Here is a 14,827-nt window from a genome sequence, read left to right as displayed (position 1 = left end):
ATCTACCTTAATTTTCATTAGCCACCATAATTCAAACACCGATCCACCCTGCTTAACCAGCCCACCAAGAATCTATGGTTCTTTGTCGGTTTGCCCTTATCGTCATATGCCAGCGACGTATAATATTGCTTGCGCGCTGCGCCGACTTTTTGCACGAACTCCTCCTGATCCTCGATAGCGTTTATGTTATCGACAAGCGCCTTTGTAAGATGATTATCAATCGCAATATTTTTTGAATAAATCGAAACCAGTAGCTCCTGAATTTTCTTGGGCGCCTTGTATGAAGTTATTGTCCAATCGTAGACGTTCAAGGCCGTTTTTTCATTGACAAACTCGCAGAATCCGCGCGGCTCCCAATAGCGTTTCAGATAGATTATCTTAGCTTGCGCATCAGTTAACGCCTTAAGATTATCCAGTGTCGGCTCCACGCCTACATCTTCCTCGGCGTATGCCTTCCACGTATCCCACGCAATTCCTTTGTTAGTCGCGCCACCGGAGTCATTAGGATCGTCCACGAATCCTCCCTCATTGAGCAGAACGATTTTTGATATCTTTTCAAAACGGGCTTTGCAGTCGCAATTTTGGAGAAAATTCCCCACCAGCCCGATCGGATTGATGTGATACACATCCGATCCGGGGAAGCCAGGGACGCCCGCCGCCACCTCGTCCCACCACACCAGCTTCGCGATGCGCTTCTTCTCCTCTTCATGCTCAGGCCTGTGTCCGGTGCGCTCTTCGATGGCACTGACCAGCGCCTGCCACTTCGCCGGATTGGCCCATTCACTTTCGTGTTTCGCGATGAGGCGCGATGCGCGAAACGCGGCCCACGGAAATCCGGAACGCTGAGGGCTTTGTCCCCCGCTGCACAGCTCGTCCGCCGCGTAAAGACCGTCACCGCCCGGATACAGGACGCGGTAGATTGCGGCCATCAGTGGGCTTAGCTCGCCAAGTGAACCCGCACCGGATGCTTCAGTGCGAAGCGCATAGTCCACATAGTCGCCCGTGGTTGCAAAAATGGTATGCGTCGGATCGTGGTCTTCGTCGTGACACTCGAAGTCGATCCAGCTTTGTGAAAACTCCCGCGTCACGCGACCGCCCTCGAAGCTCTGCTCACGTACCCATCCGCGAATAGGGTTGCCTCGCACATCCGCGCTGTCCACCTTCCACCAGCGCCGTTTCGTCCCGTCGCTGCCTGGGTCTTGTTCCATGAACACGTGACCGTCATCCTGCGGCAGCGCGGCAAATCGATAAGCCTGGACCACATCGGTCTGTTTCGGGTCCTTGCCGGATCGCCCATTGGCATGGTCATGGTAGAGGGTCGTTCCACGCGCCACGCGCAGAATGGTGGGCTCCGGTGACAGGCCCAGCTCGCTCCACCGGTCCTCGTGCGCACAGTTGGCCCGAACCCAGTCGCGTCCGGACTTGATGAACTGCCTGATGCCCCCGTCGCAGAACACCTCGATGTGCGCCAGCCGCGTTCCGCTCGTACATGCGTTGAGCGAGTCATAGCGGCCAGGGTGGCCGATCAGGTCACCGGCCTTGACGGGAAATCCACCGGCTGTCCCCTGCGGATCGCCCGCGCTGCACGTCCGGTTGGTCGTGACAATCACCCGGTCGAACATCGAATCCGGCATGCGCTCTTTCGCGACCGGCCCGCCATTCTGCGCGCCCAGGCAAATCCATCCGCCCACCGCCGCGGAAGCTGCGACGTAGCCGCCCGCCTCGGGCGCATACAGCGTTGCTCCGTTCAGGTCCGTTAGCTGGCCCCACGTTGCACCATGCACCGTGTCAGTCTTGCCGATGCTGACACTTGCCCCCTGCGGCACGATGCCAACGATGGGGCCATTCGGCGTCCTGCGCACAGGCAGACCCACCTGCGACGGATCCGCAACCTGCCCACTGCGACCCGGCCGCGGCCTGTCCTGCGCAAACTGCGTCACCTGCCACTGCCGCGACCAGTACGCCGGTTTCTGCCGCTTCGGGAAGTTGTCATAGTCTGCGTTGGACATCAGGTGCATGTACAGGCTGTAGAACGTCAGCCTCGTGCCGCGCGGAAACTCCATCTCGTGCCGCACCAGGGCAAAGCCCGTGCCGTACGGAGCCTGAAGCGGCACGTTACTGCCGTCCACGCTTGCTTCGCTGACCGGATAGTCCTGGTTGGCGCGATACGCGATCAGCACACCGTCCGCGATGCAGCGTAGTCCCGCGTCGAGGTCGAGCGCCTGCCCCGCGCCCGCCTCCGTGATGTGGATGCCACCGTGCCACATGCCCTTGCGGCTGACGAGATACGAGCCGGACGGCTCGTTCGTGGCAAGAAGGCGGTAAATGTCATGCTCGTCGGTGAAACGGGTGGATGCACTGGCATTGCCTTGCGCCTTGCGCAGAAACGGAAAGGCAAAGGCCAGTTGTTTGAGGACGGGAGGTTGCGGCGTCTGCGGGCGGTGAGGTGCCGGTTTGCTCGTCATGGATTCGGTGCTCTCCCGTTTAGCTGAGGTCGCACCACCTTATGACGAGCCCAAACTCAGCCTCAATACGGCGCGCTCCGAATTTATGCAAACAATTGTCAGAAAGAAAAATTCGCGAATTGGATCGGGCCCAACTTCATCAATGTCGCTCTCTTCGGGCGGAACGTACAAGGTAACCGCAATCAGGCGGCTGTATAGGCAAGGCACTGTCCCAGCTAGTACGTGATATCGGCAAGTACGATCAACCGCAGGTCAGTGAGGATGACGGGGTTGCTTTCGCGCCTCTGAAAATGCGAGCTTGTACGGCACACGGCGAACTGAAAACCGGCTACCTGCTCAACACGCGCTTGGTTCATCAAGAAACGATTGAGTCGTATAGCCGTGCAACAAAATTGAAATCCCTCGTTCGAAGAACGATTCAACGGCGCTCGCAACTGTTGTCGATGCGCGAAGCTCCATTCCTCTATTTCCGCAACGGCACCCAGGCGCATCTCCTCATCGAGATCGGCAAGGTAGACGCGCAAGACGTCCGCGATAGTTTCCCCAAGCAGATCGTAGTCCCAGTTCAGATAGGCATCGACAAGCATTTGGAAATTGGGGAATTCCGCTTCCACCGTCAACCGCTAAACCACCCCCACCGCCTCAACCTCGATCTTGAACCCATAGTGCAACTGCGGCACCGGCACGACCGCGCGAGCCGGTTTTGCCTCACCGGCCCAGCGCGCGTAGATCTGATTGAAGCTAGCCCAATGTTCGACATCGACGACATACACGCGCATCTGCACCAGTTGCGCGACGCTGCTGCCGACGCTTTCGAGCGCCGCCTTCAAGTTGACCAGAACCTGTTCGGCCTGCGCGTCGAATGACGCATCGGCGAGCTTCTCGCCTTGCGCATTGATCGGCAATTGCCCGGACACGAAGACGAAGCCATTCGCGACCGCCACATGACTGTAGTGACCGCCGGGTTTCGCCAGCGCGGCGGGATTGTGGGTGTGAGGCAAACGTGGGGCGTGCGTGCTATCGGTCATCAACCACTCCAGAAGTGAAATTGCCGGAGCGGTTCATCGCCGTGCTTCATTCAGCGCAAACCCGCACACTGCGCGTCATGCATCCGCCATCTCGAGCTTCTCGCGCGCATCGGCACAACGACGATTCAGATCGCGATGCATCAGCTGGCTATCGAGCAAAGCCGATACATCAGTCAACCCCTGATCAAAGCGCAAGACATATTCGATGTCGGTGTAATCGTAGTAAGCGCCGCTGTCGGCCAGCCGTTGCGCCTCGGCGAATGCGGCAAATTGCCGTTCGCCGTTCATCAGGTCTTTGATCGCCATGATTGCCGCTCCGAGGAACAGTGACTTCATCATAGCAATGCAAACCGCGACGCACGGTGGTGCGCGCGCAACACCAGGTGTTTTCCGGAGACCCGCCCGGTGAACTCACGCGTCGGTCAATGCCCGCGGCCCGTGCAGCACGAGCGTCATACGGCTTTCACGCCGTTTTCACAGCGCCCGTGCAGTGCTCGACCTCAATACCCAAACAGAACACGCTACACAGCCGCAACCGGCGACGTCCCGTTCCAGCGCATCACGAGCCTGCGTCCGACAAAGCACAGGCAGCCCGCCACGCCGACGACGATACCCATGCCCTTCGGCGTGCCGTCCTGCCACAGCCCGACTGCGAGGCTCGACAACGCGCCCAGCGCGAGCTGCACCGCGCCGAACACGGCCGCCGCGGCACCTGCGTTGACCGGATAGCGATGCATCAGATCGGTCGTGCAGTTGGCGGACAACACGCCCACCACGCTGACGACGAAGAAGAGGCCAAACACGATCGACCACAAGCCGCCCCACCCCGTCAGCGATACGACGGACACGAACAGCGACGCGACGAAGCTCACGGTCGCCGCGAACGAGATGATCGGCACCGGCCCGAGCCGGCCGACGAACCGCGTGTTCAGGTAATTGCCGAACATGATGCCGACGATATTCAGCGCGAACAGGAAGCCATAGTGCTGCGCGGACACGTGGAAATGCTCGATGTACACGAACGGCGTCGCCGTGATGTACGCGAACATCGACGCGAACGCCATGCCGCCGCACAGCATATGCCCCCACGCGACCGGATCGCGGAGCAGCGTGCCATACGCGCCGAACGACTTCAGCAGCGCCGACTGCGCGCGCATCTCGCGCGGCCACGTCTCCGGCACCTTCAGGAATGCGGTCACCGCGCACACGGCCCCGAACAGCGTCAGCGCGACGAATACGGCGCGCCAGCCGCCCAGCAGCAGCAACTGTCCGCCGATCAGCGGCGCGAGCAGCGGACCGATCGCCGTGACGATCGCGATCATCGACAGTACGCGCGCCGCATCGCCGGGCTCGTGCGCGTCGCGCGCGATCGCACGAGCCAGCACCGACGCCGCCCCCGCGCCCAACGCCTGCACGAAGCGAAAGCCGACCAGCGAGCCGATCGAGATCGACAGCGCGCAGGCGATGCTCGCGAGCGCATACATGACGATGCCGCCGAGCAGGATCGGCCGGCGACCATACGTATCCGACAGTGGACCGTATAACAGCATGCCGATCGAAAAGCCGAACATGAAGCTCGTCAGCGTCGATTGCGCGGCGCCCGTGCCGACGGCGAAGGCCTGCGCGATGGTCGGCAGGCTCGGCAGATACATGTCGATGGAAATCGGCCCGCACGCGGCCAGCGCGCCGAGCAACAAAATCAGCCGGCCATCGGGCCGGCGTTTGACGACGTGAGACATGGGAGATCCGGATGGAACGCCGCGCCGGCATCGGCAGCGGAACAGGTGAAGCGGGAACGGCCATCAGTTGACCGGCTCGATTGTACGCGACGGTTAACCCGTTGACTGTGCGCGAAGCAGCGCCGCGCGGCGCAAACAGCGTCAATCGGTTAAGCTGCCGCCTGCATATCCATCCCCTTCCCCCGATCCCGTTCGAACCCGCGATGACCGCCTTCCTGCTGATCTGGAGCCCCAAAAAATGGCCGTGGCCCGAGCTGCCCGACATCGCGAAACGGGTGGCGGCCGGCGAAGCGGTGACCGACGCATGGGGCTGCGGCTTCGCGCGCGGCATCCTGCCCGGCGATCGCGTGTTCCTGCATCGCGTCGCGCAGGAGCCGAAGGGCATCTTCGGCTCGGGCTACGTGACGCGCGCGCCGTACGAAGTCCCCGACGCGTCGACCAAACGCGGCTACCGGCTGTGCATCGACTTCGTCTACGACTGGCTCGTCGATGCGCATCACGCGCCGGTCATCCCGCGCGATCAGCTGCGCGTGCATCCGTTCTCGGTGCAGACGTGGGATGCGCAAAGCTCGGGCACGATCATCAAGCCGATCGCCGAAGGCGCGCTGGAGAAGCGCTGGGCCGAATTGACCGCCAAGCGCAAGCCGCCGGCGTTGCCCGCGCCAGGCAGCCGGGCCTGAAAACACCCGCCGCCGCGGCCGCCCGCCCGCACAGCCCGCCCGCACAGCCCGCCGGCGCCGAGTCCGGTACAATTTCTCGATCCATCCCAGCATTGCGCGAAGTGTCCGCGGGAATCGTCCGAGGCCCTTTACGCCGCTGCGCAACCCTTGCTCCCTATTCCAGCCATCGCCATGTCCAGAAACGAAACCCTCTTCGAACGCGCGCAACGCACGATCCCCGGCGGCGTGAATTCGCCGGTGCGCGCTTTCCGTTCCGTCGGCGGCACGCCGCGCTTCATCGAGCGCGCGCAAGGCCCCTACTTCTGGGATGCGGACGGCCAGCGCTATACCGACTACATCGGCTCGTGGGGTCCCATGATCCTCGGCCACGTTCACCCCGAAGTGCTCGAAGCCGTGCAGCGCGTGCTCGTGAATGGCTTCTCGTTCGGCGCGCCGACCGAGTCGGAGGTCCAGATCGCCGAGGAAATCTGCAAGCTGGTGCCGTCGATCGAACAGGTGCGCATGGTGTCGAGCGGCACCGAGGCGACGATGAGCGCGCTGCGTCTCGCGCGCGGCTTCACGAACCGCAGCCGCATCGTCAAGTTCGAAGGCTGCTATCACGGCCATGCGGACAGCCTGCTCGTAAAGGCTGGCTCGGGCCTCCTGACTTTCGGCAATCCGACCTCGGCGGGCGTGCCGGTTGATATCGCGAAGCACACCACCGTGCTCGAATACAACAACGTCGCCGAACTCGAAGAAGCGTTCAAGGCGTTCGGCAATGAGATCGCCTCGGTGATCGTCGAGCCGGTTGCGGGCAACATGAACCTCGTGCGCGCGACCCCCGAATTCCTGCAGGCGCTGCGCCGCCTCTGTACCGAGTACGGCTCGGTGCTGATTTTCGACGAAGTGATGTGCGGCTTCCGCGTCGCGCTCGGCGGCGCGCAGCAGCTCTACGGCATCACGCCGGACCTCACGTGTCTGGGCAAGGTGATCGGCGGCGGCATGCCGGCGGCGGCGTTCGGCGGACGGCGCGACATCATGGCTCACCTCGCGCCGCTCGGCGGCGTCTATCAGGCGGGTACGCTGTCGGGCAATCCGATCGCGGTCGCGGCCGGCCTGAAAACGCTGCAGCTGATCCAGGCGCCCGGCTTCTACGACACGCTCGCCGCACGCACCACGCGTCTCGCGCAAGGGCTCGCGCAGGTCGCCCGCGAAGCAAACGTGCCGTTCGCCGCGGATGCGCTCGGCGGCATGTTCGGCATCTACTTCCGCGAGTCGATCCCGACGAGCTTCGCCGAGGTCACGAAGAGCGACGTGCCGCGCTTCAACGCGTTCTTCCACAAGATGCTCGACGCCGGCGTGTACTTCGCGCCGTCCGCGTATGAGGCGGGCTTCGTGTCGAGCGCGCACGACGACGCAGTGATCGACGCGACGATCGACGCCGCGCGCGGCGCGTTCGCAGCGTTGAAGGGCTGAAGCCGGACCTCACGCAAAAGCCGCAACCCGCACGACCCAGACACCGCACCACAACGGACACCGATGTTCTCGCAAACCGATTTCGTCCATATGGAACGCGCGCTCGCGCTCGCGAAGCGCGGCATGTACACGACCGACCCGAATCCGCGCGTCGGTTGCGTGCTCGTCAGAAACGGCGAGGTGATCGGCGAAGGCTACACGCAGCCTGCCGGCCAGGATCACGCGGAAATTCGCGCGCTGAAGGACGCACGCTCGCGCGGCCACGACCTGCGCGGCGCGACCGCCTACGTGACGCTCGAACCGTGCAGCCATTTCGGCCGCACGCCGCCGTGCGCGAACGCGCTGATCGAAGCGCAGATCGGCCGCGTGATCGCGGCGATGGAAGATCCCAATCCGCAGGTCTCCGGCCGCGGACTCGCGATGCTGCGCGAAGCCGGTATCGAAGTGCGCTGCGGGCTGCTCGCGAACGAAGCGCGCGAGCTGAACATCGGCTTCGTGTCGCGGATGACGCGCGGCCGTCCGTGGGTGCGCATGAAAGTGGCGGCATCGCTCGATGGCCGCACCGGCTTGCCGTCAGGTGAGAGCCAGTGGATCACGAGCGCGGCCGCGCGCGCCGACGGTCATGCGTGGCGTGCGCGCGCATCGGCGATCCTGACCGGCATCGGCACCGTGCGCGAAGACAATCCGCGCATGACCGTGCGCGCGGTCGATACGCCGCGCCAGCCGCACCGCGTGCTGATCGACAGCCAGCTCGACGTGCCGCTCGACGCGCAGATCCTGGCCGGCGCGCCGACGCTGATCTTCTGCGGCGAACTCGATGCGCGTCTTGAAGAACGCGCGGTTGCGCTGCGCGAGCGCGGCGCCGAGATCGTGCCGCTGCCGAACGCGTTCGGCAAGGTGGATCTGCCGCGCATGCTGAGCGTGCTCGGCGAGCGCAACGTGAACGAATTGCACGTCGAAGCCGGCTACAAGCTGAACGGCTCGCTGCTGCGCGAAGGCTGCGTCGACGAACTGCTCGTCTATCTCGCACCGAGCCTGCTCGGCATGGACTCGATGAGCATGTTCAATCTGGACTCGCCCGACCTGCTCGAAGACCGCGTGAAGCTCAATTTCCACACGGTCGAGCGGATCGGCGACGATCTGCGAATTCTCGCGCGCTTCGCACAGGCAGCCGTACCCGGGACCGACGCCGTGTCCCCCACCGTTTCGCAATGATCAAGGATTAGCACGATGTTTACAGGAATCGTCGCGGCAGTGGGCCGCATCGAATCAGTCAAGCCGCTCGGTACGGGCGGCGACGCGGGTGTACGCCTGAACGTCGAAGCCGGCGGGCTCGACCTCGCCGACGTGCAGCTCGGCGACAGCATCACGATCCAGGGCGCCTGCATGACGGTGGTCGCAAAGACTGCTCATTCGTTCGAAGTCGACGTATCGCGCGAAAGCCTGAACCGCACCGCCGGTCTCGGCGAAACCGGCGAGGTCAACCTCGAGAAAGCGCTGCGCGCGCATGACCGGCTCGGCGGACATATCGTCTCCGGACACGTCGACGGGCTCGGTACCGTCACGCGTTTCGCGCCGGTCGGCGAATCGCACGAGCTGCGCATTCTCGCGCCGCGCGACATCGGCCGCTATCTCGCGTACAAAGGTTCGATTACGGTCAATGGCGTGAGCCTGACCGTGAACTCCGTCGCTGATCGCGACGACGGCTGCGAGTTTTCGATCAATCTGATTCCGCATACCGTGCAGGTGACGGCGCTCAAGCATCTGCGCGATGGCGTGAAAGTGAATCTGGAGATCGATCTGATTGCGCGCTATGTCGAGCGCATGCTCAATGCGCCGCGCGATGGCGATCAACCGTTGAAATAATCACGTTCGGGGCGAATCGCTCCGCTGAGCGAATCCAGAGCCGTGGCGCAGCGCGCGCACGATCCGAATCCGATCAGGACCATGAAAATGCCGCGCCTGCACGGTTGCTGGAATTCTCGGCCTGTCCGCCTGGTGAAAGCGTCGCTGATCGTCACCTGCATCGTCGGCATGAGCGGCGCCGGTGCCGCGGTCGCGTCGAACCTCGTTTTTAGTTCGCCGCGCGCCGATGCCGCGACGCCAGCGAGCAACGCGAGCGCCACCCGTCTGCCGTCTTTTGCGTCGGGCGCGAGCGCTCCCTCGATGCTGTCGAGCGCGTTGTCATTTCTGCCCGGCAAACCGCTCGATGCGGCGGAACTGGCCAACCACTTAGGCATCACGGCCGACTCGTCCAAAGCGAAGCTGCTCGCGGACTGGGCGCAGAAACTGACAGCCGATCCGGACATTCAACGCTATTACTTTTCGTCCGACAGCAATCCGGCCACGGCGGGCCCCGCCCCGCTCGCTCGCGCGCTAGGCGTGCTTGACGGCATGGCGCGCATCTCGCAGCAGGACCGTGAACAGTTGATGGGCCTAACGACGCACGCGCTGAACAACGCGCCGCCCGATTGCGGCGGCCTGAAGAATCTGCAGCTGATCACGTCGCGCTATCTGTCGATGGACAAGGAAACCGACGCGGAACTGCAGGCGCAGCTGCAAGCGCTGTTCAACCTCATCAAACAGTCGACGCAAACCACGCCGCTGCCGCAAGTCACGCCCGGACAACGGCTGCGCGGGCAACTGGCGCTGTCGGCGTCGCTCGCGGACGCGCTGAATCGCAACCCTGACGATGCGGATGATCTGGGGCTATTGACGAGTGGCCGCCAAGGCGAGCTTTCGCCTGAAGCGTGGTGCAAGGCGATGCGCCTTTACCGCCAGGCGTTCGATAAGACGCCGCAACAAGCGCGCGAATGGATCACGCTGGCCGAACTCGACAGCAGCAGACGTTCGGCGGTGTTACTGATCACCGCGCTGAAAAACTTCGCTTCGGGCGCGCCTCGCCAACCGGCCTCCGCGCCGAAAGTATTCGACTACGCGGAGCTGGTCCGGCAGCGCGTGCAGCCCAACATCGTCTGGAATGGCAAGCCGGGGCATCGGGAAACCGTGGTCGAAGTGCACTGCACGTCGTCAGGCAGTCTCGAGTCGGTCAAGATCGTTCGATCGAGTGGCGACCGGGCGTGGGACAAGGCCGCCGTCGAGGCGGTCAAGCGTTCCGATCCGATGCCGCGCGATGAAAACGGTGAGACCCCGCGATCGTTCACGATCACGCTGACGCCGGGCGTTTGAACGGCGCGTCAGACAGATTCCGACCGCACCTGCGACTTCAGATCGAGCAAGCCTTCCTCATGCGTCGCTAACGACGCTTCAAGACGCCGCGCGAGCTTGGTCAACCGAGTGATCGACGCGCGGCACCGTTGCGCGGCATGGCCTGACAGACTCAGCACGCACTCGCGAATCGCGCGGCTTAGCGCGGCGTGAAGGCGGCCATAGTCGATACCCGCGACTTCGCGCACCGGTCCATCTGCACTCGTTCGCTCGACGACGATATCGTCGAAACCGGCATCGGCAGCCAGCTCGATGCGTGCGAGCGAAGCGTCGGGCTCGATCACATAATCGCCCAGCAGCCTGTCTGCCTCGCGTCGATACAGCTCGAATATCGATTGCGACAGCGCATTGCACAGCCCGATCACGTCATGCGTCGTAGTATGTGCATCGAGCAACGCGGGCAGCGTCGGCACGATGCCGCGCCACACCGCGTTGGCAAGCTGCTCCTGCTGTTGCTCGAGCCGCTCGAGCGCCGCCTGCGACGACTCGCCAAGTTCGGCAAGCAACGGTAGCACCTCGCTTTGCAGCTTGCCGAGCACGTTCTCTTCCAGATGATGCAGCAGCACCTCGGCCCGCTTGCGCCGTTTATACGCAAGCGCCGGTCCGGTGATGTCGAGCAACGCGGCATACAGCCGCTCGAAGCCCGCGTCACTCATGGCCGCCGCGGTCTGCCCCGCCTCGCGCGCCACATGCGCTGAGACCGACACCGGCGGTTTCAGCAGCGCCGTGTCGACGCCCATCGCCACGAGCTTGTCTGCCGCCCGCACCCTGACATCGTGCTCCTGCAGCGCGCGACGCGGCGCGCTCTTGTTGCACAGACACTTGACGAGTTCGCCGTCGACTTCGTCTTCCTCGTACTCGTCGCTACGAGTCACGACCGGCAGCAGCGGCTTGTTCCGATGCAATTCGCGGCCGAGCTCGTCGAGCTCCTGCACCTGGCCCGGCGAGGTGGAGCTGGTCAGCCACAACACACCGTCGGCGCTATCGATGAAGCACTGCGTCAATGCGGCGTTTTCCGGCGTCACCGAATGCAATCCCGGCGTGTCGAGCAATACCAGCTTTGCGCCGAGGCGCACCCCTTGCAGCCGCGAGGTCGTTTCGGTCGCGCCTTCGCTAAAGGGCTCCGACGTTTCGACGACGCGGCCCCCATCCACATGGAAATAATGCACGCTGCGCCCGTGCGCGGCGAAGCGCTCGGCGAGGAAATTGCAGAACGAACTCTTGCCCGCGTTGAACTTGCCGAACACGAGCAGCAACGCCTGATCCTCGAAATGATCGGCGAGGTGCTGGGCCGCTTCGAGGCTCGACCACTGTTGCATCGACGTTTGCACGCTGTCGCGCAGCAGCGTGCTGATCGTGTCGGCCTGAATGGCCAGTGCGCTGTTTGCGTGCAAGCCGTCGCACTTCAAACAGTCGTTTTGCAGATCGGCGCTCAGCTTCGCGAGCCAGTCGTTCAGCGCATGCAGCAGCGCGTCGGTTTCCTCGGCGATGAAGTCGAACGCATCGACCTCAGCGATAAAACGTTGCTCGTGGCTCGCGTCGGCTTTCATGCGCGCGCCACCAGTATCCGCATCGCGGCCGCCGCGTCGTCCGATGCGACGAGCGCCGCTTGCGTATCGACGATCTGCGCGGCCAGCGCCTTGCGGTCGGCGGACAGCTCGTAGTAGTGCGTGAATTCGCGCTGCATGCGCTCACGCCCCGCCGCTTCGCAGAACATGCGGCGCAGATCCTTGCGGAACTTCACCGACACGCCCATCACCGCGATCATCACCGAGTTCAGGCTTTTCGCCGCGGTGTGCTGCTCCGCCGGCAGACCGATGACACCGTGCCCGGCCAGCATCGCATCGATCTCGATGCACGCGCGCGAGTACGCGATCTGGATATGCGCGCGCTCCAGTTTGCCCGCGGTGATCGCGTAGGCGTCTTTCGCGGTATCGGGCACGCTCGCGTGATCGGTGCCGAGCGCATTCAACATCGCGTCGATGTCGCCGCCGACCTTGTCGATGACGGCCGCGAGGCTCCGATCGAAGGCCTGCTTTTGTTGTTGCTGCGTGGTGCGCAGAATGTCCAGCGACGTCTGCCGTGCCGCGCGCAGCCGTTGCAGTTCGTCGCGGATTTCGCCGATCAGCAGCGTGGTTTCGTGAGCGCGCGCATCCGGCACACGCTCGAGTTCCGCGCGCAACGCGGCATGCAGCGCGGGGATGCCGCTCTTTTCAAGCAGCAGTTTCTTGCCGCCGTCGAGCCCCTTGCGATGGCGCATCGACGACACCGCGTTCAACGCGATGCCGGGCATCTGCCGGTCGATCGCTGCGCCGACGTTCTGCACCGCGGCGTCGTCGGGGAGCTGGTCGACTTGCGACAGCACGAACAGCGTCTGCCGGCCGGTCCTGACGCGGTCGGCGTCGAGCTCGGTCAGCAGCGTCAGTTCCTTCGCGTCGAGCTCGCCCTCTTTCGCGGCGTGCACGAACAGGCGAATGTCGGATTTCAGCCACGCGGCGCGCAACGCTTCGCGGTCGTCTTCACTGCCGACGTCGGCGTCGAGTCCCGGCGCGTCGAGCCAGCGCACACCCTGATGCACGCTGTCGGACAGGCGCACCGTTTCGCGCCGGTCCGACACCGCGAACGCATCGCGGCTCAACAGCTCGTTGAGCAGGCTGCTCTTGCCGTGGTTGTATTTGCCGACGACGGTGACGACCGGTTCACTGTCGTCGATCAGAATCAGCAGGCGCGCCAGATCGTGGGCCCGCTCGGGCAGCACGGACGCGACATCGTGCGCTGCGCGCTCACGAAGTTTGCTCGACACCGTCAACTCCTCGACGCTTCAGGGGATTGATCCGGCCGGCAGGACTGCCGGCCGTTGGCAACGAAAGGCGGCGGCCGTGTCGCCACGGCGCCGCCTCGTGCGATCACGCTTCGGCCGAAGCGCGCAGACGATAGACGAGCTGGTTGTCCTTACCCTGGACCAGCGGCGTGATCGTGAAGTTGAACTCGATGTCCTTGTACGCATCGGCCTTCAGGCCCAGCGCCGCGCCGCCGGTTTTCTCGACGACCGGAGGAATCAGCTCTTCGCGCGTTGCATACGCGAAGTCGTCCCAAATGAGCGGATCGCCTTCGATGTTGAACTGCGTGGTCAGCTTGCGATGACCGTCGCTGCTCACGAAGAAGTGCACGTGCGCCGGACGGTTGCCGTGACGGCCCAGCACGTTCAGCAGCTGCTGCGTCGCGCCGTGCGGCGGGCAGCCATAGCCCACCGGCATCAGCGTGCGGAACTCGTACTTGCCGTCGGCGCCGGTCTTCACCGCGCCGCGCAGGTTGAACTCGGTCTGTGCACCGGTCGGATCGAAGTGCGAATAGAAGCCCTTCGAGTTCGCGTGCCAGCACTCGACGAGCGCGCCGGCGACCGGCTTGCCGTCCAGATCCTTGATCGTGCCGCGGATCACGAGCGGGCCCGCGTCTTCGTCGGCGTTGATATCGATCTTCGACACGCCGTCGCGCACCGGCGCGCCGGCCACATACAGCGGGCCTTCGATCGTGCGCGGCGTGCCGCCTTCGAGACCGATCTTCTTGTCCTCGGCATCCATGCGGATGTCGAGGTACTTCTCGAGACCGAGGCCGGCTGCGAGCAGCGCCGCTTCGCCGTCCTGGCCGAGCTTGTTCAGATAGTTGACTCCGGCCCAGACTTCGTCGGGCGTGATGTCGAGGTCATCGATTGCCTTGAACAGGTCGCCCAACAGACGGAAGACGATCTGCTGGAAACGTGCGTTGCCGTTACCGGCATCGACGTTGGAAGCGGCTTTCAGCAGATCCTGCACTTCTTTGGTTTCAAATACTTTGACGCTCACGATGACTGTCTCCAGTTGGTATAGGGGGAAAAGATGGCTTTGGATGCGCTCGCCTTGAAATGCGCCTGGCCCCTGGGCTCAGATGTCGTCGTCCCGAATCGACGACGGGTGACGACACAGAGGCGTCACCGAAATCTTCATGTACGGGAACAGAGGCAAACCGGACAGAATGTCGTGAAGTTCGGCATTGCTCTCTACATCGAAGATGCTGTAATTTGCGTACTCGCCAACGAGGCGCCAGATATGACGCCACTTGCCGCTACGCTGGAGTTCCTGCGAGTAAGCCTTCTCGCGGGTCTTGATTTCGTTCGCCACTTCGGCCGGCATGTCGACCGGCAGGTTCACGTCCATTCGCACATGGAAAAGCATCGTTGACTCCTCTTGATCTGA

Annotated in this window: 14 protein-coding genes; 5 read left to right on the top strand and 9 right to left on the bottom strand. The window is 63.5% G+C overall.

Features of this window, described 5'->3' with window-relative positions:
• Window positions 1-17: 17 nt before the first annotated feature.
• The 5 genes from QFZ94_RS16570 to QFZ94_RS16550 all read right to left on the bottom strand — a co-directional run bounded on the left by QFZ94_RS16570 (window position 18) and on the right by QFZ94_RS16550 (window position 5,232).
• A complete protein-coding gene (locus tag QFZ94_RS16570; protein ID WP_429458253.1) occupies window positions 18-2,465 on the bottom strand; it encodes a glycosyl hydrolase 108 family protein in 2,448 nt (815 codons plus the stop codon).
• Window positions 2,466-2,680: 215 nt separating this feature from the next.
• Window positions 2,681-3,079, bottom strand: coding sequence for a contact-dependent growth inhibition system immunity protein (locus tag QFZ94_RS16565; RefSeq protein WP_429458251.1), 399 nt, complete (start codon window positions 3,077-3,079; stop codon window positions 2,681-2,683).
• A 9-nt stretch (window positions 3,080-3,088) separates the two neighbouring features.
• Window positions 3,089-3,493, bottom strand: coding sequence for a RidA family protein (locus QFZ94_RS16560; RefSeq protein WP_429458249.1), 405 nt, complete (start codon window positions 3,491-3,493; stop codon window positions 3,089-3,091).
• 75 nt (window positions 3,494-3,568) lie between these two features.
• Complete coding sequence (locus QFZ94_RS16555; RefSeq protein WP_368584943.1) at window positions 3,569-3,799, bottom strand: hypothetical protein; 231 nt, start codon at window positions 3,797-3,799, stop codon at window positions 3,569-3,571.
• A 215-nt stretch (window positions 3,800-4,014) separates the two neighbouring features.
• The gene (locus QFZ94_RS16550; RefSeq protein WP_429458247.1) at window positions 4,015-5,232 is read right to left on the bottom strand and encodes a Bcr/CflA family multidrug efflux MFS transporter; all 1,218 of its coding nucleotides are present in this window, start codon (window positions 5,230-5,232) and stop codon (window positions 4,015-4,017) included.
• Window positions 5,233-5,435: 203 nt separating this feature from the next.
• Between QFZ94_RS16550 and QFZ94_RS16545 the strand changes: the two genes are divergently transcribed.
• The 5 genes from QFZ94_RS16545 to QFZ94_RS16525 all read left to right on the top strand — a co-directional run bounded on the left by QFZ94_RS16545 (window position 5,436) and on the right by QFZ94_RS16525 (window position 10,556).
• Entirely contained in the window at window positions 5,436-5,912 is a 477-nt protein-coding gene (locus QFZ94_RS16545) for a hypothetical protein (RefSeq protein WP_429458245.1), read from the top strand.
• A 171-nt stretch (window positions 5,913-6,083) separates the two neighbouring features.
• Entirely contained in the window at window positions 6,084-7,367 is a 1,284-nt protein-coding gene (gene hemL / locus QFZ94_RS16540; RefSeq protein WP_429458243.1) for a glutamate-1-semialdehyde 2,1-aminomutase, read from the top strand.
• Between the two features lie 63 nt (window positions 7,368-7,430).
• Window positions 7,431-8,582: a bifunctional diaminohydroxyphosphoribosylaminopyrimidine deaminase/5-amino-6-(5-phosphoribosylamino)uracil reductase RibD gene (gene ribD / locus QFZ94_RS16535; protein WP_429458241.1), complete on the top strand. Its 1,152-nt coding sequence runs from the start codon at window positions 7,431-7,433 to the stop codon at window positions 8,580-8,582.
• Window positions 8,583-8,597: 15 nt separating this feature from the next.
• On the top strand, window positions 8,598-9,233 hold the full coding sequence (locus tag QFZ94_RS16530) for a riboflavin synthase (protein WP_368584947.1): 636 nt from the start codon (window positions 8,598-8,600) through the stop codon (window positions 9,231-9,233).
• Between the two features lie 81 nt (window positions 9,234-9,314).
• Entirely contained in the window at window positions 9,315-10,556 is a 1,242-nt protein-coding gene (locus QFZ94_RS16525; RefSeq protein WP_429458239.1) for an energy transducer TonB, read from the top strand.
• A gap of 8 nt (window positions 10,557-10,564) precedes the next feature.
• Here the strand turns inward: QFZ94_RS16525 and QFZ94_RS16520 are convergent, their stop codons facing one another.
• The 4 genes from QFZ94_RS16520 to catC all read right to left on the bottom strand — a co-directional run bounded on the left by QFZ94_RS16520 (window position 10,565) and on the right by catC (window position 14,806).
• On the bottom strand, window positions 10,565-12,145 hold the full coding sequence (locus QFZ94_RS16520) for a dynamin family protein (protein WP_429458237.1): 1,581 nt from the start codon (window positions 12,143-12,145) through the stop codon (window positions 10,565-10,567).
• Window positions 12,142-13,398: a GTPase gene (locus QFZ94_RS16515; protein WP_429458235.1), complete on the bottom strand. Its 1,257-nt coding sequence runs from the start codon at window positions 13,396-13,398 to the stop codon at window positions 12,142-12,144. Before QFZ94_RS16515 ends, QFZ94_RS16520 begins: the two co-directional genes overlap by 4 nt.
• A 103-nt stretch (window positions 13,399-13,501) precedes the next feature.
• Complete coding sequence (catA, locus tag QFZ94_RS16510; RefSeq protein ID WP_410851838.1) at window positions 13,502-14,437, bottom strand: catechol 1,2-dioxygenase; 936 nt, start codon at window positions 14,435-14,437, stop codon at window positions 13,502-13,504.
• A 78-nt stretch (window positions 14,438-14,515) separates the two neighbouring features.
• Entirely contained in the window at window positions 14,516-14,806 is a 291-nt protein-coding gene (catC, locus tag QFZ94_RS16505; RefSeq protein WP_013090220.1) for a muconolactone Delta-isomerase, read from the bottom strand.
• Window positions 14,807-14,827 lie beyond the last annotated feature (21 nt).

The organism is Paraburkholderia sp. JPY465, from assembly GCF_050436725.1.
GTDB lineage: Bacteria > Pseudomonadota > Gammaproteobacteria > Burkholderiales > Burkholderiaceae > Paraburkholderia > Paraburkholderia youngii.
This window is presented reverse-complemented; position numbering and strand designations above follow the sequence as displayed.